Below are 18977 nucleotides of genomic sequence, written 5' to 3' on the forward strand. Positions count from 1 at the left end.
TCCTGTACAAAAATATGTTATATTGCATAAATAAAAAAACCATGCTTCCTCAACCGAGAAAGCATGGCTTATTCATGGTTATTCTCTTAACGTCCAAATATCGGCTAGCGGCTCAGGCAAATTCAATGAGGCAATCCTTGCTCTTCCGTCATCCGTCAGGCCTATTGCCCATTTGTCGAAAAATTCAGTCAGGTCCTCCCCAGCCGTTTGAGAAGCTATGACGGCAAAAGTATCGACCGTGCCTTGAATTTCATCGCGAGATAATTCGCGGTATGTCTCGAATATCCGGGTGTAGAATTCCCAGCCGTAAGCAAGCTGAAGCTGCTTGAACATCACCAGTCTTTCATAATTGCCGATTTGGCCGTATTTTTTTGCCGGGTCATTGTTCTCAACAAATGCGATCCCCCGTTCGTAGTAATCCTTGCCGTCATTCCCGACTTTCAATAGTTCGGAGGCATTCCCGTACTTTTCTTGGGTGTAAAGCGAGAACAGGTTAACGGTCACTTCCCCGACATCGCTCCAGGTCCATGTCCGCTGCTGGTATTCATGCCCAAGTTCATGCCAGAATCCCCAAGCGCTTGTTTTTACATAATGAACATCCAGCAGGTTGGCTGCATAACTGAACGGCAGCATGATTGGATATCCCGCATGCATTGCCCCCGAAGAGATCTGTCCGTCGGCGACGTAACGACGATTCAATTGATGGGCGGTATGCGGCATCGCCCTGTCCGGATCAAGACCTACCAGTTCATCATAACTGTCGTAAATTTCATCCCACGTCCGCATCAACTCCTCCGGATCGGCTACTTGGCGAATCAAATCCGAGGGGACCGTCAGGATAATACGTTCGCCTTGAAGCTCCGCGAAAGGGACGGCAACCGGCCCGGTGCGAATTCTCTCCCATTCCTCAAGCGTAGTCTTGCCAAGCACGTAATACGGTGCTTCCGCCGCCCCGCTGATCTTGACGGTTGCCCGAAAGTCATTCTTCGCCTTTAGGGGAATGAGATATATGAGTCCACCATATGGGCTGTTAACTTGATGGATGCCCGGGGTCAGCTTCTGGTGGTTAACGATAAGCGGAACTCGTTCCCACTTGCCGGATCCTCTCAAATCGTCATCATGCGAACCGATTTGAACCGTTAAATGCTCCACGCCTTCCGGTACTTCAAGCGTAATGACTTTACCGGGGGGTGCATACAATCCGGTACTGATCCAGTTTTTCGACGGAAGGGCGTGCGTGTACATCGTGTTGGGGAAATCAAAGTCGACCTCGACTTCCCGGTCGTTAACGATGGCCGCTTCCTCCGAAACTACTCCCGGAAATGCGTCGGCATACGGAGATTTCTCGTTGGCCGGATCCAAGGTAAAATGACTGAAGCGGAAGTTATGCAGCGCATTCGTATAGGGCTGCTGAAATTTTTGGACCGGGAACTCGGCGGGCGGCAGGCTGCCGGCCTCTGTATCTGCCCAAGCGTTCAGGGGGGATTCGCTGGATAACGTTTCGAGCGTCTCGTTTAGTATATGGTAGAGCCGCTCCTGTTTTTTGTTCGCAGGGGTGCCCGGCGGACCGATATCGATTTGATCGTAAGTGATCGTTCCCTCTTCCACTTCCTTGCCTTGAGCAAGCCGTGTCTTGATATGATGATCGTTGGCTTGCTCATAGGTCAATGCCGATTCGCCCACACTTGACTCCGAACCTCTGTTCATCAGCGTCAGCCCAGCCCGGTTAAGCAGCTTTTGAATCGCAAAATCACGGCTCAGTCTGGCTCCCCTCAGATTGCCTACCTGAAGCACGATTTCCTCTGTGGTATCACGCGTTATTCCCTCGATGCCGCTCAGGTTATCCGCCACGACAATGCCGCCGCCTGACCGTAGATATTGATCCAGCGCTTCCAGATCCTTTTCCTTCATCGTATGGTCTACATAGGCTGCCGCGTATTTTTGCGGATTCAGGTTTACGGAATCCCAACTGTCGATTTTCACCAATTCGATGGGCAAATCCGGGTTTACCGCAAGCCCGGCGGAGGTAGTTATCAATCGAATCTTCTTCCCAGATTTCTTCAATGCATCTTCGTAGCGGTTCGTATGATCGTTTCCTTGACCTTGATTCGTGGTGGCATCTTCGGTCAGCCACCATAAAATATTCCGGGCCAGTTTTCCGGCAGTATCCCCCGCCGACTCAGTCAGATTAAAATACTCCTTGCTCCCGGCGACAACGATACGCCCTTTACCGTAACGGGCTGCCGAAATCGTTGGAATATAATCGGGCACGTTGATATTGAATGCCGCATCCCCTACTGCAGCAACACCGCCGCCAGCGAAATATGGTATCGCTTGCAAATCCTTATAAAATATGCTGAAATCGTTCTTAAGCACGTCGAGCGGCGTTCCAGCCGACCAAGAAGCATCAGCCAATCCGGATGATTGAAGCTCGGTTGGTCCGGTGACGTCTGCCTGCGAAAAAGCCGTTACCGTATGTTTACTGATCTCCGCAGGTTCGGCAGATTCGGCTGATGCGATAGATGCAAACATTAAGGATACTGCAGGCCCGATTACTGCATATTTTTTAATCCGTTTCATTATCTTCATTCCTTTACGATCCCTCCTTGATTTCCTTTAATATCTGGATGGAATGGCACAGCTGCCATAAGCTTTACAGTCAACACCTCCCCCTGGATTTGTCATAGAATAGGAACTCCACTTTTAGCTTAATGAACGCCGCTCGGATTTGAAATGCATAAAAAACACATCAATGTATCCAAAATACACAACCGGTAGGGGGCAGCCAATGGATATTAACCACCTGAAGTTGATTCAGAATTACCTGGCTAACGCGAATCTTCGCTTATCCATTGCCAAGGTTGATAAAGTGTCCCAGAACTGGCGCTTCTTTAATATGAGGCCGTCCTATAACGCCCTATATTTTATACGGGAAGGAGAAGGCTGGATTAAGATCGATGATCAAGAGTATCGTCCCTCCCCCGGACAAATCGTTCTCATGCCGGCCGGATCGCTTCATTCCATCTCTGTCGTCAACGACAATACCTACAGGAAGTTCTGGTGCCATTTTACCGCCAAGGTGGACACCCTGAACTTGTTTCAGCTAATTCATCTTCCCCACGTGCTGGATGTGCCGGACGAGTCATATATGGAGCAGTTATTCAAGGAATTGATCGATGCCTATCGGAGCAGCGCTTGGACCGCCCCATTGCAAAGGAACGAAATACTGATGAAGCTTGTCCGACATTATCTTGATATCGTTCCCGATCGCCAAATCTCGCTGTCCATGCTGCCTGATATGCAGAAGCTGAACACGGTATTCCAGTATATCGAGGAGCACATCAACGATAACGTCAGCGTGGAACAGCTGGCAGGACTTATCCATTATAATCCCAACTATTTCATCCGCTTCTTCAAATCCAAAATGAAGATGACACCCGTGCAATATATTATTAAAGTCAGGATCGAGAAAACAAAGGGTCTATTGATGACCACGGATTTGACGCTGGAGGAAATCGGGAGGCAGGTGGGGATGGAGGTCCATTATTTATGCCGGGTATTCAAGCAGTTCACCAACATGTCGCCAGGGGAATTCCGTAACCAGATCATGTCGAACCGCTAATAAAAATCTCCCTGGGATGTTCCGGAATGTGATTCCGATACTCCCAGGGAGATGAAGAAGTGACAACTTATTTCCCTATTTCGTCCGCGGTCTCTTTAAGGAAACTCAGTTTCTCCCATTTGCTGCTATGCCGTATAGATGCTCGGCCACAGACTCGTATCCGCCGGATGAAGCCCACCCATGTGGTATGATTGTTGCCGCGCCATTCGTGAGCCGTAATAATCAGGCTAGCGATGGCCGGAAGCTATATCCGCAAATTCAAGTGGCAATCGCTTCATGCAGCGCCTCGACGTAAGCTGCGGCAAGCTTGGACAGGGTCGCGTTTTTATGGCTGATCCATCCAACGTTGATCGTCTCATCGCAGGCGAGCGGAACCGGAATAATCTCGTTCCCGTTCAGGTCGGCGCTCAGCACCCCGGTCGAAATGGTATACCCGTTCAGACCGATCAGCAGATTGAACAGGGTTGCACGGTCATTGACCCGGATGCTTTTTTTGTGAGACAGCGTGCTGAGGATTTCCTCCGAGAAGTGGAACGAATTGTATTCCCCCTGCTCGAAGGATAAATACGGATAATTCTGAAGCTCGTCAATGGTCACGATGGACTGCTTGGCCAGCGGATTTTTGATGCTAATAAAAATATGCGGGCTCGCCGTAAACAAGCTGGTAAACTGAAGCCCTGCATCCTTCAGCAGCTTGTTGATCACCTTGGCATTGAATTCGTTCAGGTAGAGAATGCCGATCTCGCTGCGCAGGGTTTTGACGTCCTGGATGATTTCGTAGGTCTTCGTCTCTCTCAGCGCCAATTCGTACTCATCCTGCCCGTATTCCTGGACCAGCTTCACGAAGGCATTGACCGCAAAGGCGTAGTGCTGCGTGGATACCGAAAAATGCTGCGGGGAAGGCTTTGCGTTCAGATAACGCCCTTCCAGAAGCTCTGCCTGCTCCACCACCTGCCGCGCATAGCCGAGAAACTCCGCGCCTTCTTTGGACAAGGATATTCCTTTGTTCGTCCGCTCGAATATCGTAATGCGAAGCTCTTCCTCCAGATCCTTGATCGCGTTGGACAGGCTGGGCTGGGAAATAAATAGTCGTTTGGCCGCCTCGTTCATGGAACCACGATTGGCAACTTCGATGGCATACTTTAATTGTTGTAAGGTCAATGTGATTCCCCCTTTTTATACTTCACGTTCAAGAACATATTTGTCTTCCACAAGCACAAAACAATCGCGTTTCCAATGCGACTAGTCCTATCCCTCTTTTTAAGAACCATTATAACCCTTTTTCACGATAAGAAGGGATCCTTTACATAATGTAAAGATCATCTCCAACAGTTCTACACATTTGGTCCGTACGCTGAATGCAAAACGAATACAGAGCAATAAATTTGGACCATGCCGCGGCCGGGATGTCGATGCATCTCATGTATGAGGGGGTTACGCCTTACGAAATCGGGAGTGCCACCGTAAATAAACACGAATGAACAAAAAACAAGCGCCGATCACCAGGCTTCCGGAGCCAGCGGTAATCGAGCGCTTGTTTGCAATTGTTAATACTAGCTAAGCCTCTAAATATTCACCTTATACCCTAAAGCCAGTTCATCCCCGGGAAGCCCACGGATTCCCCAGTTGTGCTGCGGCGTTTCGAAAATCGTAATCTCCACGTCCTGGGAAGAGACATGCAGCGTTTGCTGAATCCGTTCAAACAGCAATCGAATCAGCTGTTTCTTAGCCTCCACCGTCCGGCCTTCAAATATGCTGATCTCGATCACCGTGTAACGATCAGTTCTCCCGTCAGGGAAGTAGAAATCCTCCCGACTCATGGGAAAAAAACGATGAAATTTCTTATCCGCCGGAAGTTCAAATGCGTCTACCACGCACGAATGTATCACTTCCGACAGCTGCTCCTTCACCGGGTTCAGCCGCTCCCGGACGCCGTAAATTTTGATCTGTGCCATGCTCTGCTCATCTCCTCTAATCTCATCTAAACTAAAGGCTATGTCACCTTGTCGTTATATTCGTTTCAGGCAGTAAATAATCCTTCCTGCCCCGTCCCTATTCCCCGGTCTGGAACTGCTTCTTCGCCCACTCGACATAGGACGGATGGCTTCGGATCAATTCTTCATGCGTGCCGCTTCCCGTAATATGACCCTTCTCAAGCACAATAATCTGGTCCGCCTTGACGACCGTCGATAACCGGTGCGCGATGACCACGGTCGTTCGTTCCACCATCAGATTGTTCAGCGCCTTCTGCACTTCGTGCTCGGAGTCGCTGTCCAGGCTTGCCGTCGCTTCATCCAGCAGCAGGATGTCCGGCTTCCGCAGCAAAGCCCTTGCAATCGCGACCCGTTGGCGCTGACCTCCGGATAACTGGATACCCCGCTCGCCAACCTCCGTGTTGTACCCTCTCGGCAAGGCCTCGATAAACCCTTCCGCGTACGCGAGCCGCGCTGCTTCCGCAATCTCCTCGTCGGAGACCGGCTCCTCCCGCCCATAGATGATATTGTCCCGAATCGTTCCGGTCATGAGCGGGCTGTCCTGGGACACATATCCGAGCTTTCGCCGCCAGGACTCCAGCGTATAATCGCGGATCGCTTCCGAACCGAAGCAAATCTCCCCGCCGGATGGCGCATAGAACCGCTCAATCAAGGAGAATACCGTGGTTTTGCCGCTGCCGCTGGGCCCGACCAGGGCAGTAACCTTCTTGGCTGGAATGGAAAAGGTTACGTCGGACAGAATGGTTTCACCTTCATGGTAAGCAAACGTAACCTTTTTGAATTCAACGTCCCGATGACCTTCCGGTGCCGACCGCACCGCACGATGATCGCTCTCCGGTTCGAATTCAAGGATAAGCCGCAATCTCTCGGTTGCCGCCATCACCTTCTGGAGCTGGGAGTAAAACGTGGCGAACTGGCTGAAAGGAAACATGATTTGGAAGAGCAGCAGGATAAACGATACCAGCTCGCCTGCGCTGAGCGCACCGGAAGAAACGCGAACGCCGCCGTATCCGATGATGACCACCAGCAGAACGACCATGACCATCGACATCAACGGAATCAGAACCGAGTTAATCTTGGCTTCCTTCATGCCGAAACGGTACAGGCTGTCCATATCCTCATACCCGCTTTTCTCCTCCCTCCGCTCTGCATTGGAGGCTTTCACCAGCCTGATCTCGCCGATCACCTGGGTCAGCATGGCGGACAGCTGGGCCAGCTGTCCATACATGCTGATGGAGATTTTGTACATTTTTCCGCCGATGGGCATCAAAATGCCGAACCCGACCGGAACGGCAATCAGGATGATGAGGGTCATCCGCCAATCCAGGTAAAACAGGATCGCAACAGCCCCCAGAACGGTCAGCAGATTCGAGCAAAAAGCGATCAGATGATCCGTGATCAGCGTCTTTACTTCATTCGTATCGTTGGTCACACGGCTCATCGTCTCAGCCGAGCGATGCTTGTCGAAGAACGGAACCGGCAGGGCCAGCACCTTCGTCCAAAGCCGTTTTCGAATTTTGTTCACCGTCTGGTTCCCGACATAGGCAAGCATATAATACGAAAGTCCGCTGGCCACGGCTTCCAGCAGGAACAGGACGGCCAGAAAGCCGACCATGCCAATATTAAACGCATCTGCGGCGAAATTATCGATGAGCTGGCCGGTGATGAGCGGGACGATAAGTCCCGTCACCGCCCCGACCAAACTTAATACGATTGCCAGAAAGAGCATCAGCTTCGGAATGCCCGAAGAACGCAGCAGCTGGATAAAATATCGAACCGTGGTTTTTGTTACCTTGCCTTTCTCATCTACGGTTTGCTCCATTCAAACTTCCTCCCTTCTCGTTCAACCCGTCACATATAGATTTCTTTGATAAAGCGGCCGGTAAAGGAGGCTTCCACTGCAGCCACTTCTTCGGGCGTTCCTGTCGCCACCAGGGATCCGCCAGCTGCTCCCCCGCCAGGCCCGATATCGATGATCCAATCGGAATTCCAGATCAGGTCCAGATTGTGCTCAACCAACATCACGGTGTTCCCCGCATCCACCAAACGGTTTAACAGGACGAGAAGCTGCCTGACGTCTCCAGGGTGAAGCCCTGTCGAGGGTTCGTCCAGCAAATAGAGCGTGTGGTTTTTCGTTTTTTTACTCAGTTCCTTTGCCAATTTGATCCGTTGTCCCTCGCCGCCCGACAGGGTGCTCACCGATTGTCCCCACTTCAAATATCCAAGTCCGACATCGCAGAGCAGCCGGGTCAATTCCATGATCTTTGGCTTCACTTCCAGAAGGGCAAGACTTTCCCCAATCGTCATGTCCAAAATATCGGAGATGGTGTAACCGTTAAAAGTCACGCGGAGAACCTCTTCCTTGAAGCGCTTGCCCTTGCAGTCCGGGCAGCGTACTTCCAGCTCCGGCAGAAAGTGCATATGCACGGACACGACGCCAAGGCCTTGGCATGTCTCACAGCGCCCGCCTTGCGTATTAAAGGAGAAGTGCTTGGCCGTTAAATGATTCTGTTTAGCTTCCGGCAAGCTGGCGTACCAGTTTCTGATATGAGTGTAAACATCCGTATAGGTAGCAATGTTAGAGCGCTGCATTCGGGATACCGGCGATTGGTCAACCTTGATCAGCTGTCCCACCGATTCCCAGCCCGTGATGGCTTTGCAGCCGATTGGAGTTGATTGATCGCTTCCGGATTCCGCCAGAAGATCGAATAAAAGCGTGGATTTACCAGATCCCGATACGCCTGTCACGGATATAAGACAGCCTAGCGGGAAAGAGGTCGTAATATGTTTCAGATTTCTCAGATGTGCATCCTCGATCGTCAGCAGGCTGCCGTTTCCGGTCCTGCGCCGAGTCGGAGCCGCCAGCATCGTGGGATCCCGGAAATACGATCCGGTCACGGACTCGGGATTCCCTATCAATTCCTCCAGCGTTCCTTGACCGACGACCGTGCCGCCCATCGTTCCCGCAGCCGGTCCGATATCAATGATATGATCGGCGGCCCGCATCACTTCTTCGTCATGCTCGATGACAAGCACCGTGTTGCCGAGATCCCTCAGTTGTTTCAGAACCTGGATAAGCCCCCTGGTATCTTTGGGATGCAAACCCGTCGTCGGTTCGTCCAAAATGTACAGCACGCCCGTGAGGCCGGAGCCCAGAATCGATGCGAGCCGAAGCCTCTGAGCTTCCCCGCCCGACATCGTGACGACCTGCCTCTCCATGGACATGTAACCCAGCCCGACATCCATGATGCGCTTTAGTCTCACGACAGAATCATAAATGAGCGGTTCCACGATCGTTAATTGGTCCGCCGTCAGCTTCTTCAGCAGCGCCTCCATCCAATTCAGCGCTTCCCCGATCGACCATGCGTTAACTTCGTTAATGGAGACGCCGTCAATCCGGACGCGGCGGCTGTCCTCCTTCAGCTTCGTTCCGTGGCAATCCGGACAGACATGCTCATGAAACAGGGCCGCTTCCCCGGACTCGCTCCCCTTCTCCCGGTACCTTCTCCATATTCCGGTGACTACGCCCTCGTACTTGCCTTGTCCTACGGACTTCGGCGGCTTCACGTCAGGAAAATGCCGGCTGAACGGCTCGCTCTCCACGCCATAGTACAGGAGATCGCGCTGAACGTCGCCATAATCCCGAAGCGGCATAAACTCATCGAACACAAACCCGTAATACTTGGCTGCTGCTTTCAGAATGCTGATGTTATAATCGGTGAGAGCGCTGTACCATATTGCCACCCCGCCGTCTCTTAGGCTCAAATCAAGCTGGAACACGGCTTCCATGTTCAGGCTGACCGTCTGACCGAGTCCGCTGCACGTTTCGCATGCGCCTTCCGGCTTGTTAAAGGAAAAATGCGACATCGTCAATTTGTCGAGACCATGACCGCATCGCCTACAATGAACCGTCTCGTGGGAATCGCTGATCTCTTCCTCGTCTGAGGGGCCGTGATAGGCTTCTCCGTCCACACTCGGTATCACCTTCTCGCCGCAGGAAGGACAGCTTCGTTCCCCCAGCTTGGCAAACAGAATCCGGAGCAGCGTGTAGATATCCGTCACCGTTCCGATGGTGGATCTCGGGTTCCGGTTCGTTATGTGCTGACCCACGCTGATCGACGGGGAGAGCCCTTCAATCGAATCCACCTTCGGCTTGCTGACCGAGTCCGACACCATGCCCATGGATTCCATGTACTGCCGCTGACATTCCCGCTGCAGCGTATCCATGGCCAGCGTAGACTTGCCCGAGCCGGACGGACCTGTCATGACGACCAGTTTGTATTTTGGAATCTCAAGCGAAACATTTTTCAGATTGTTCTCCCTGGCACCGCGAATCTTAATCGTTCCTTCCATCTTCCCTACCTCCTTCATTTTACAAACCCATCTTACAACATTGATGCAAGTACAAAATTTCAAACCTGCGAAGGTTGCTCCACCACTGTTTTCAACGGCGAAAGCCGTCACGGAGCTTTAAGGTTTATGTACAATGTTTGATGCCCTGTTGGTTGTCTGTGCACCGCAATTGACTTTATAATAGGCTATAAATATCTACGCTACGTATCGTGTGTTCAGAGGAGAGGTACCCATGCCGAAAAAAATCGCACCCGAATTTTATTTTATTGGCAACCATCCCGTGCTGGATTTCGTGAATACCAAGATCGCTGTCAACGCTCAGCCGCTGGATTTGCTGGATACTTTCGATTCTTTAATGGATTGGATGGTGAAGGCGAACCTGCTGTCGGAGGCGGAACGCAACCTGCGCAAGGCGGTATATAACGGCAACGAGGAGGAAGCCCGGATCGTGGAGTCCGCCAGATTGCTCCGCCACCACATCTTTCATCTGATTCAGCCGGGCAGTGCGAACGAGAGTTCAACCGAAGCAAGCCTGCAGTTCATCAACGGGCTGCTGAAGGAGCAAATCATGCGTACCGTGCTTGTGGCCGAAGACAGCGCGTACAGCCGCAAAAGCCGGATGCTTTTTCGGAAGCCGCTGGACCTGCTGAGCCCGATCGCCGCATCTGCCGTTGATTTTTTAACGACCCATGACTTGAAGCTGGTGAAAAAATGCGAAAATCCGGCGTGCGTGCTTCGCTTTTACGACAATAGCAAAAACGGCACAAGGCGCTGGTGCAGCCCCAAAACATGCGGAAACCGCATGAAGGTCGCTGCCTATCTGGAGCGTCAGAAACAACAAACGAAGGAATCTTAGATAAACCGTCTAAGATTCCTTTTTTAATACCCAAAATAAAACTTTACAGGTTAATACTCGGGATATATAATACCCTTAAATGAGTTATGATGGTTAATAAAAAGGAGGGAAGTGTTCTACAAATAAATGACGACCAGTCAAAAGGATCTACATAGCAATCGCTTCATAAAAAAATCGCAGGTATTCAAGGAGGCGTTTATCCAATGGAACATAAAATCCAGTATCATACGGCTCAAATCAACGGTTTGGACATTTTTTACCGTGAAGCAGGAGCTCCCGGCTCGCCTGTCGTATTACTGCTGCATGGTTTCCCGACTTCCAGCCATATGTATCGTCAATTGATTCCGTCCCTTGCCGATCAGTATCATGTGATCGCACCTGATTATCCGGGATTTGGTTACAGCAGCGCGCCAGACCATGATCAGTTCCGTTACAGCTTTGACCATTTCAGTCAGCTCATCGAAGAATTGCTGGCACAATTAAATATCCAGACCTTCTATATGTACTTGATGGACTATGGTGCTCCCGTCGGGTTCCGGATCGCGGCGCGACATCCCGAGCGGATCCGAGGCCTGATCATTCAGAACGGGAACGCCTACGATGAGGGACTCGAAGAATTCTGGAATCCCATTAAAGCTTACTGGGAAGATCCGGCAAACCCGGATAAACGTGAGGCTCTGCGCTGGCTTACCAGCATCGAGGCAACGAAGTGGCAGTATACGCATGGAGTCGATGACGCCTCCCTCATCAGCCCGGACACTTATACCTTGGATCAAGCGCTGCTCGACCGTCCCGGCAACCAGGATATTCAACTGGATTTGTTCCTGGATTACGGATCGAATCCTCCCTTGTATCCGGCTTGGCAGCAATATTTCCGCAATGCTCAGCCGCCAACCCTGATTGTGTGGGGGCAAGGCGACCACATCTTCCCTGAGAACGGAGCCCATCCGTATCTGCGTGATTTGCCTCATGCCGAGCTGCATCTTCTGAAGGGTGCCGGTCATTTTGCACTGGAATCCCATGGACCGGAAATCGTTCAATACATCCGGGCATTTTTGGAACGGCAATGATTCTGAGCATGATTCAAACCCAAGGTGACAGGTTATTTTTTCATCCGTCTTTTCTCGGAAACGCACTTCATGATACAATCCCCCAATAAGTAAGGATTCAGGCAGATCCGGATGAAGTAGGGGGGACATCATGGGCATCCGACCGATTGATATCGCCAAGAAACTCGGGATTACCACAAGTGCGCTCAAGCACTATGAGAAATGGGGAATTGTCCCTCCTGCCGAGCGTGCGCCGAACGGCTACCGGTTATATACCGAGGAGCATGCCGCTTATTTCGAGTGCATCCGCGCCATGTTTCCCGGTTTCGGCGTAGACGTGACGAAGCGAGTCATGAAGAAGCTGCTGGAAAGGGAGCTGGATGATGCGCTCTGGATCGTAAGCGAGGTGCAAGCCCGCCTCCAGCAGGATAAAATCCTTGCGGAGCGGACCATCCGCATTCTGGAAACGGAGCAGCTTGACGCAGTCGATGCCCGAGGCCGCAAGAAAGAGCTGACCATCGGGGAGGTTGCGGCCGAGATCGGCGTTCCCACCTCGGCCATCCGCCATTGGGAGAAGGAAGGCGTCCTTATCCTGCCGCGGGATCAGGATAACGGCTACCGGAAATTCGATGGTGCCCAAATCCGGCAGATTATGATCATTCGGATTCTCCGCTCAGCCAATTACCCGCTTGAAGTCATCAAGGACGTCCTGCATGAGCTCGAGCATCATCAGGTTCATAACGCCAGACGGGTGCTCAAGGACACGCTGGTGTACCTCAATCACCTCAATCATAACCAGATACGCGGCGTGCACTACTTATATCAATTGTGCCAAGTATTGAAGTTAATGTAATCCGCTATCCATTCGCACATTGGTTATTGCTGTAACAAAAAAACAAACCCGGAGCCTCATCCGGGTTTGTTTGTGTGTATGTGCCGCTTATGGATTAACCTTGATGGAACCGACCGAGGTCGTCAGGGATATTTTCGCTCCGCCGCCGTTAACGTCGCTCTGTCCCCGGCTTGCTCCTGTAATCTGTCCCAGCTCGGTTTCGGTATCCAGCGTATATTTCATGGACGGCGCGAACGCAGCGGTGATGCTGCCTGCCGATGTGTTGGCCGTCAGCGAGCCGTCCGGGTCGATCTGCCCAATATCCAGCTTGATGCTCCCCGCTTCGGATACGATCCTGGAGCTGCCCGTGATTTCCGTTTGGTTGAGCTGAACTTCCCCGGCTCCCAGCTGCAGCTCGAAAGCCCCCTTCAACTCGTTCACCCTTACCTTCCCGACATCATTTTTGATACGGATATTCTGCAGGGCTTCCGGTACCTCGATCACATAATCAATCATGAATCCGGAATCGCCGAACTGCTTCTGCGACCAATCCCACAGGCTAATGCCGGAGTCGTCTCTTGGATGCGTCCTTAATTCCAGCATGCCGTCCTGGAGCGTCAAGGAGGTAGCGGCCTGCTCCGTCACCTGGGTGCGAATGTTATCGTTCTTGAAAAAACTTTCGTTGAACCACACGGTTGTTTTCACGTTGATCTCGTTACCGGATGCCGCGATAAGCTCGATATTGCCTACGGCATGGTCGATGACCAGTCCCTCGGCTGCGCCGGCTTCCTGAGCCGTCGTCCATTCGAACTCCTTCCCTTCCCGCTTTACTTGATCGCTGATGGCTATCGCTGATTCGCCGGCTATGTTCCCGATTTCCGCTAATTTATCAAGCTCCCGGTTTACCGCTTCATCGGCATTTTGGGCAGCGTCGCATCCGACCAGCACGGCAAATATCAACAGCGACGAAATTTTCACGGCCAGCATGCTCTGTTTTCTCTTCAAATCCTCCACGTCCATTCCTGTTTATGTATATGTCCATTATATCGCGGAGGAAAAAGTTCACACGCTGCCGCGGACCAGTTTCTTCCTGGACCTTAGTCTGGGACGCCCCCTCCGTCTTTTGTATGACGCTGCACGTACGGATCATTCTTCCAATCGCTGTTGCCCCCAAATTTCAATCATGGTTTTGTAACGGTAGAAAATCGGGGACAAAGCTAAAAAAAAGAAAAGGAAGTTGCTGCAGTAAAAGATCTACTCTTGGAACAACCCTTTTCTCTAAAATCATGCGCGGTTCTCATGGCTGGTCTATCCGCAGCACGACCTTTCCCCGAACATGACCGGATTCCACGGCACGATGCGCTTCCGCCGCTTCGCTCAGCGAGAACGTCTGCGACACATGGATTTTCAGCTTCCCTTGTTCATACATTTGAACCAATTCCGCTAATCGATCCTTGGAGCGCTGGCTGCGGATCGGGCGCACCCCCAATTCTTCTACCAGATCGAAGGCCACGATCGTTCCGATGCGGCTCCGGTCGCCGACAAGCGCCACCGAGGCCCGCAGCGCTTCTTCGCCGGCGGCATCCAGCGCAGCTGTCACTCCCTCGGGGGCGCAAGCCTTGACCCGGTCTACAAGGCCTGGTCCATAAACAACGGGAACGGCGCCCAGTGAACGAAGATAATCATGATTTCGCTCGCTTGCGGTCCCGATGACCCGCGCTCCCCAGGCTCGAGCGATCTGGACGGCAAAGGAGCCGACTCCCCCCGCTGCCGCATGAATCAAAACCGTATCCTTATGGCCAACCCCTAGCATCCCAAGTGCCGTATGGGCGGTTTGCCCTGATGCGGTCAAGGCACCCGCTTCCTCCCATGGCATCGAATCGGGTTTCCGTACAACTTGGTCTGCGCTGACCACAACATATTCAGCGTAGCAGGCGAGTAGTGACCAGCCAATGACGTCATCCCCAACTTCAAATTCCATCACTCCCTCTCCTACCTGATCAACCGTTCCGGCGAATTCGTTGCCGAGGATTTGCGGCATCCGCAATGTCACCCCGGGCGGCGCCCAGCCGCTTCCCCTGATTCCGCAGTCGGCCGGCTGCACGCCTGCAGCCTTGATGTTAACTCTTATCTGGCCGTTGCCGGCCTTGGGATCTTCGAAGTCCATAACGCGCAAAACTTCCGGCGGTCCAATCGTACTGAACGCAGCTGCTTTCATATCGATCATCCTTTCATACATCCCTTGATCTTGTTTCTGAGACCATTCTATAATCATCGATAGATAATAAAAAATACAAAATAATCTATGTATATATATACTGGAGTATATAAGCAGGGACGGTGAACCGTAATGGAAATGTTGCAGCTGAAGTATTTTGTTACCGTAGCAAGGCTTGAACATATGACCAAAGCCGCAGAGGAGCTCCATATTGCTCAGCCGGCGCTCAGTAAGACGATCTCCAGACTCGAAGAGAATCTCGGGGTTCCGTTATTTGAACGCCAAGGCAGGCAAATCCGCCTCAATCCGTTCGGCAGAGCATTTTTGGCGAAAGCCAAAGCTGCCCTGCAGCTGCTGGAAGAGGGAAGGCGGGAAGTGGAAGATCTTGCGGGGCTGGAGCATGGGCGCATTCATTTGGCCTTGTCCAACATGGAGCAGCTCCGCGAGCCTTTACGCTTGTTTCTGCGCGAACATCCGAAGGTCAACTTTCATATTATCCAGTCCTCGATGGAGGATATGGTTCAGACGATTGAACATAATGAAGTGGACTTCTTTCTGACCTCCATGCCCGTTCGGCATCCGGATATACGCAGCTTGCCATTGCACGTGGAAGAAGTGTTCTTGGCAGTCCCTCCCACCCACCGCTTAGCCGGAAACAATCGCATCCGCTTAAGCGAGGCTGCCGGAGAATCCTTTGTGGGTTATAAAGAGGGCCATCCGTATCAGAAGATGAATAACGAGTTTTGCAAACAAGCCGGTTTTCAACCGAAGGTCGTCTGCGAGGTGGAAGACCCCGGGACCATCGCCGATCTGGTCCGTTCGGGGTTTGGCGTGGCTTTAATCGGGGAATGCAGAAGCAGCGAGGAATTAAAGCTGACGAAGCTCAGCATTCAAGAACCTCTCGCACGCCGGGTATTCCAAATCGCATGGCTGGAATCCAGATACTTGTCCAAGGCCGCGATTTCCTTCCGCGATTACCTCGTCGAATATTATGCGGATCACGGTAAGAGAGACATAACCACGTCGTAAACGACGTGGTTTTTTATGATATCGAAATTTCAAACCCTGCAGCGCCGTTTCACTCTCTGGCTATTCCACTTGGGCACGTTGTCTGTCCGTGCACCTTGGTAGAACAAGACCACAATGAACAGTCCCTGCGGTGATACTTCGAGGGTTGACAATATTTGGGGAGTGATTATACTTTTGAGTAAACACTCAGTATTTTGAATTCATCACTCATGACTATTTAGCATCCATGGAAACCGGAAGCTCCACAAGGAAGTTTTGCCTATTTCATTCCAAAGGAGAAAGACATCTGACTATGCCTACAACAACCCGTCGAAATGCCAAGAAGGAACGGATATTGAACGCCGCTCTGAAGCTGTTCTCCCAGCAGGGATTCCATGAAACGACAACCAAAGAGATTGCGGCCGAAAGCGGCGTGGCCGAGGGGCTGATCTTCTACCACTTTGGAGATAAACGGAAGCTGCTGCTCTTTCTTGTGAACAATTTTTCCTTTGCTGCGCAGCTTCAAGAGGATGCAGGTGAATTGTCGAAGCTTCCTGCGGACGAGGCCCTGTTTCAATACGGCATCGCATATCTCCAGTTCCTCAGGACGAACATGGATTATCTGATGCTCATCTGGTCACCTGAACTCATGAAGGATGCCGAGGTATCAAAAGAGGTTTTGCGGCTGATCGGTGGTCTTGGGACTGTAAGCAGCAGCATGCTCAAACAGGCGGCGGGATCGAGTCGTCAACCGGAACACACGGTTCAGGTTGCCATGATGATGATGACCTCGTCCATCCTGGTCTATAGCATGCTCCATTTCCGTTTCGGAGAGGAAGCGCTCCCGCTCGGGGACGAATCCTATATTCGCGAGCTCGTCCGGCTGCTGCTGCATGGGATGAACGAAGAACCGGATCATGACGTCTTCTCTCCGTGAAAAGCGATGTGTACAAATAGCTGATGGCCGTATAGAACATGCTGCATCGGCTTCTTTTATCTTCACAATTTGAGTGTTTACTCAGTTTCTTTTCGTTAGGCATCGCTAATATGGTTTGAAGGGAGAAATGAGGATTATGCTGTCATTCATGCCGGATTGGAATTTCGTCATGTTGTTGTGGCTGCTGCCGGTTGTATTTTTCATTCACGACGGAGAAGAAATTGCCACGATGGAATGGTGGCTCAGGAAGAACAAGAACAGCCCCTGGATCACGAAATTTTCGCCCGTCTCCATTTCGTGGGATAAGAACATCACCCTGCAATTCTCCTTTGCCGTACTGCTGATCGGGTTCATCCTCACCTGCGTAACGTTTCTAACGGCGCATATCTTCCATATCGGCAGCCCGTTCAACGCCCTGTTCGCGGGGTTCGTTACGGTGTTCCTGCTGGACGGCGTGAAACATGTGGGGGCCTCAATCGCGCTGAAAGCATACACCCCTGGCGTCATTACAGCTGCGTTCCTTGAAATTCCTTACGGAATTTATGCGCTCAACCGCCTGCTGTCCACTGGAATCGTGGATGCCACGGCATTCGCGATGGGAACCCTGATCTCCATGCCGCTCATTCTGTTTCTGGTGTGGTTTGGTTTAACGCTTGGGAAACGAATCGCGCCGCACCGCATAAATACGTAGGCTCCGATAACGGTGCCCTGCAGCGCTTTCAAATGTCAACACTCTTTTCGATTGAACGTGAGATATGTCATTGCGAATCTCTCCCTGGGCAACCTCGCTTCCTCAACATATTAGCCAAGCGCCGGCTCATAAACTTAATGGATGGCAGTTTAAACGGATGCGTTTCGTAAAAACCATGTGGAGGGAGATACCGATGATGGAGGATCAGAACCAGAAACGAGAAAATGCCGGCCGTATACCCCAGCCGATTCGCAGCGACGGTGCTGGCGGGCCGGACTATGGTCCGCGGGATGTGATGAGGGATATCGAGAATCCCGACATGCTTGTCCCTCCGGTCACGGATGCGGGCTTGATGCCGAATCTGAAAATGTCGTTCTCCGACACGCATATGCAGCTGAATCATGGCGGCTGGTCGCGGGAAATTACGGTACGGGACCTGCCGATTGCAACCACGCTGGCCGGCGTGAACATGAGCCTGACGCCCGGCGGAGTTCGGGAGCTGCATTGGCATCAGCAGGCGGAATGGGCCTATATGATATGGGGCATCGCCAGGATTACGGCCATGGATGCAAGCGGCAGGAATTTTATCGCGGATGTGGGACCGGGCGACCTTTGGTATTTTCCGGCCGGCCTCCCCCACTCGATCCAAGGACTCGAGGAAGGCTGTGAATTTCTGCTGGTCTTTGACGACGGCCACTTCTCGGACCTGAACACCTTATCGATCTCCGACTGGTTTGCCCACACGCCTAAGGACGTGTTGTCCGCCAACTTCGGCGTGCCGGAGAACGCGTTTGATCATATCCCTAAGGAGCAGGTTTATATTTTTCAAGACCAGGTACCGGGTTCGCTTGCCAGCCAGGAGGTGCAGTCTCCCTACGGAACGGTGCCGCTCAGCTTCAAGCACCGGCTGTTGGCGCAAGAACCGATCATAACCCCTGGCGGAAGCGTAAGGATCGTGGATTCCCGCAATTTTCCGATCTCCAAAACCGTTGCTGCCGCGTTAGTCGAGATCAAACCTGGCGCCATGAGAGAGCTCCATTGGCATCCGAATCAGGACGAATGGCAGTATTACTTGACCGGGCAGGGACGAATGACCGTATTTGCAGGCAATGGAGCGGCTCGGACCTTCGATTACAGAGCCGGCGACGTCGGTTACGTGCCTTTTGCCTTCGGTCACTACATACAGAACACGGGGACGGAATCCTTATGGTTTCTGGAAATGTTCAGAAGCGACCGGTTCGAGGATATATCCTTGAATCAATGGATGGCCTTGACCCCTCGGGATCTGGTCCGGGATAACCTGAACGTCGGAAACGAAGTCACCGACGCTTTGCGCAAGGAGAAGTGGCCCGTCGTAAAATATCCGGGATTTTCGTATTATCCGCGATAACGCTCCACTCCCCTTCTTTGTCTCAGA

General features: G+C 51.9%; 15 protein-coding genes. 8 read left to right on the top strand and 7 right to left on the bottom strand.

The annotated features are described in order from the left end of the window. Positions 1-78: 78 nt before the first annotated feature. Positions 79-2589 (bottom strand): M60 family metallopeptidase, encoded by a 2511-nt coding sequence (locus MHI43_RS23730; RefSeq protein ID WP_036660132.1) that lies wholly within the window; start codon positions 2587-2589, stop codon positions 79-81. Positions 2590-2788: 199 nt separating this feature from the next. On the opposite strand from MHI43_RS23730, the gene MHI43_RS23735 reads away from it, so the two are divergent. Then, entirely contained in the window at positions 2789-3622 is an 834-nt protein-coding gene (locus MHI43_RS23735) for an AraC family transcriptional regulator (protein WP_015736760.1), read from the top strand. A 258-nt stretch (positions 3623-3880) separates the two neighbouring features. On the opposite strand, the gene MHI43_RS23740 is transcribed toward MHI43_RS23735, so the two are convergent. The 4 genes from MHI43_RS23740 to uvrA all read right to left on the bottom strand — a co-directional run bounded on the left by MHI43_RS23740 (position 3881) and on the right by uvrA (position 9969). Continuing rightward, positions 3881-4783 (bottom strand): LysR family transcriptional regulator, encoded by a 903-nt coding sequence (locus MHI43_RS23740; RefSeq protein WP_015736761.1) that lies wholly within the window; start codon positions 4781-4783, stop codon positions 3881-3883. A gap of 404 nt (positions 4784-5187) precedes the next feature. After that, entirely contained in the window at positions 5188-5577 is a 390-nt protein-coding gene (locus MHI43_RS23745) for a tautomerase family protein (protein WP_015736762.1), read from the bottom strand. A 97-nt stretch (positions 5578-5674) separates the two neighbouring features. Beyond that, positions 5675-7438, bottom strand: coding sequence for an ABC transporter ATP-binding protein (locus MHI43_RS23750; protein ID WP_015736763.1), 1764 nt, complete (start codon positions 7436-7438; stop codon positions 5675-5677). Between the two features lie 29 nt (positions 7439-7467). Next, positions 7468-9969: an excinuclease ABC subunit UvrA gene (uvrA, locus tag MHI43_RS23755; protein WP_015736764.1), complete on the bottom strand. Its 2502-nt coding sequence runs from the start codon at positions 9967-9969 to the stop codon at positions 7468-7470. Between the two features lie 232 nt (positions 9970-10201). Between uvrA and MHI43_RS23760 the strand changes: the two genes are divergently transcribed. The 3 genes from MHI43_RS23760 (at position 10202) to MHI43_RS23770 (ending at position 12727) form a co-directional block, all read left to right on the top strand. Beyond that, the gene (locus MHI43_RS23760; protein WP_015736765.1) at positions 10202-10825 is read left to right on the top strand and encodes a CGNR zinc finger domain-containing protein; all 624 of its coding nucleotides are present in this window, start codon (positions 10202-10204) and stop codon (positions 10823-10825) included. A gap of 203 nt (positions 10826-11028) precedes the next feature. After that, positions 11029-11895: an alpha/beta hydrolase gene (locus MHI43_RS23765; RefSeq protein ID WP_015736766.1), complete on the top strand. Its 867-nt coding sequence runs from the start codon at positions 11029-11031 to the stop codon at positions 11893-11895. A gap of 130 nt (positions 11896-12025) precedes the next feature. Then, positions 12026-12727 (top strand): MerR family transcriptional regulator, encoded by a 702-nt coding sequence (locus MHI43_RS23770; protein WP_015736767.1) that lies wholly within the window; start codon positions 12026-12028, stop codon positions 12725-12727. Positions 12728-12814: 87 nt separating this feature from the next. Here MHI43_RS23770 and MHI43_RS23775 read toward each other — a convergent pair whose 3' ends face one another. Together MHI43_RS23775 and MHI43_RS23780 are read right to left on the bottom strand one after the other, a co-directional pair. Then, positions 12815-13693 (bottom strand): DUF4097 family beta strand repeat-containing protein, encoded by an 879-nt coding sequence (locus MHI43_RS23775; RefSeq protein WP_341283171.1) that lies wholly within the window; start codon positions 13691-13693, stop codon positions 12815-12817. A 310-nt stretch (positions 13694-14003) separates the two neighbouring features. Next, positions 14004-14924, bottom strand: coding sequence for an NADP-dependent oxidoreductase (locus MHI43_RS23780; RefSeq protein ID WP_015736769.1), 921 nt, complete (start codon positions 14922-14924; stop codon positions 14004-14006). Between the two features lie 132 nt (positions 14925-15056). Between MHI43_RS23780 and MHI43_RS23785 the strand changes: the two genes are divergently transcribed. The 4 genes from MHI43_RS23785 (at position 15057) to MHI43_RS23800 (ending at position 18950) form a co-directional block, all read left to right on the top strand. Next, positions 15057-15953 carry a LysR family transcriptional regulator gene (locus tag MHI43_RS23785; protein ID WP_015736770.1) on the top strand — a complete coding sequence of 299 codons (897 nt, stop codon included), beginning with the start codon at positions 15057-15059 and terminating at the stop codon, positions 15951-15953. Positions 15954-16245: 292 nt separating this feature from the next. Beyond that, the gene (locus MHI43_RS23790) at positions 16246-16869 is read left to right on the top strand and encodes a TetR/AcrR family transcriptional regulator (RefSeq protein WP_015736771.1); all 624 of its coding nucleotides are present in this window, start codon (positions 16246-16248) and stop codon (positions 16867-16869) included. A gap of 136 nt (positions 16870-17005) precedes the next feature. Then, on the top strand, positions 17006-17560 hold the full coding sequence (locus MHI43_RS23795; protein WP_015736772.1) for an HXXEE domain-containing protein: 555 nt from the start codon (positions 17006-17008) through the stop codon (positions 17558-17560). A gap of 193 nt (positions 17561-17753) precedes the next feature. Then, complete coding sequence (locus MHI43_RS23800; RefSeq protein ID WP_015736773.1) at positions 17754-18950, top strand: oxalate decarboxylase family bicupin; 1197 nt, start codon at positions 17754-17756, stop codon at positions 18948-18950. Positions 18951-18977: the final 27 nt, after the last annotated feature.

The sequence above is a fragment of the Paenibacillus sp. FSL H8-0457 genome (assembly GCF_038051935.1).
GTDB lineage: Bacteria > Bacillota > Bacilli > Paenibacillales > Paenibacillaceae > Paenibacillus_AQ > Paenibacillus_AQ lautus_A.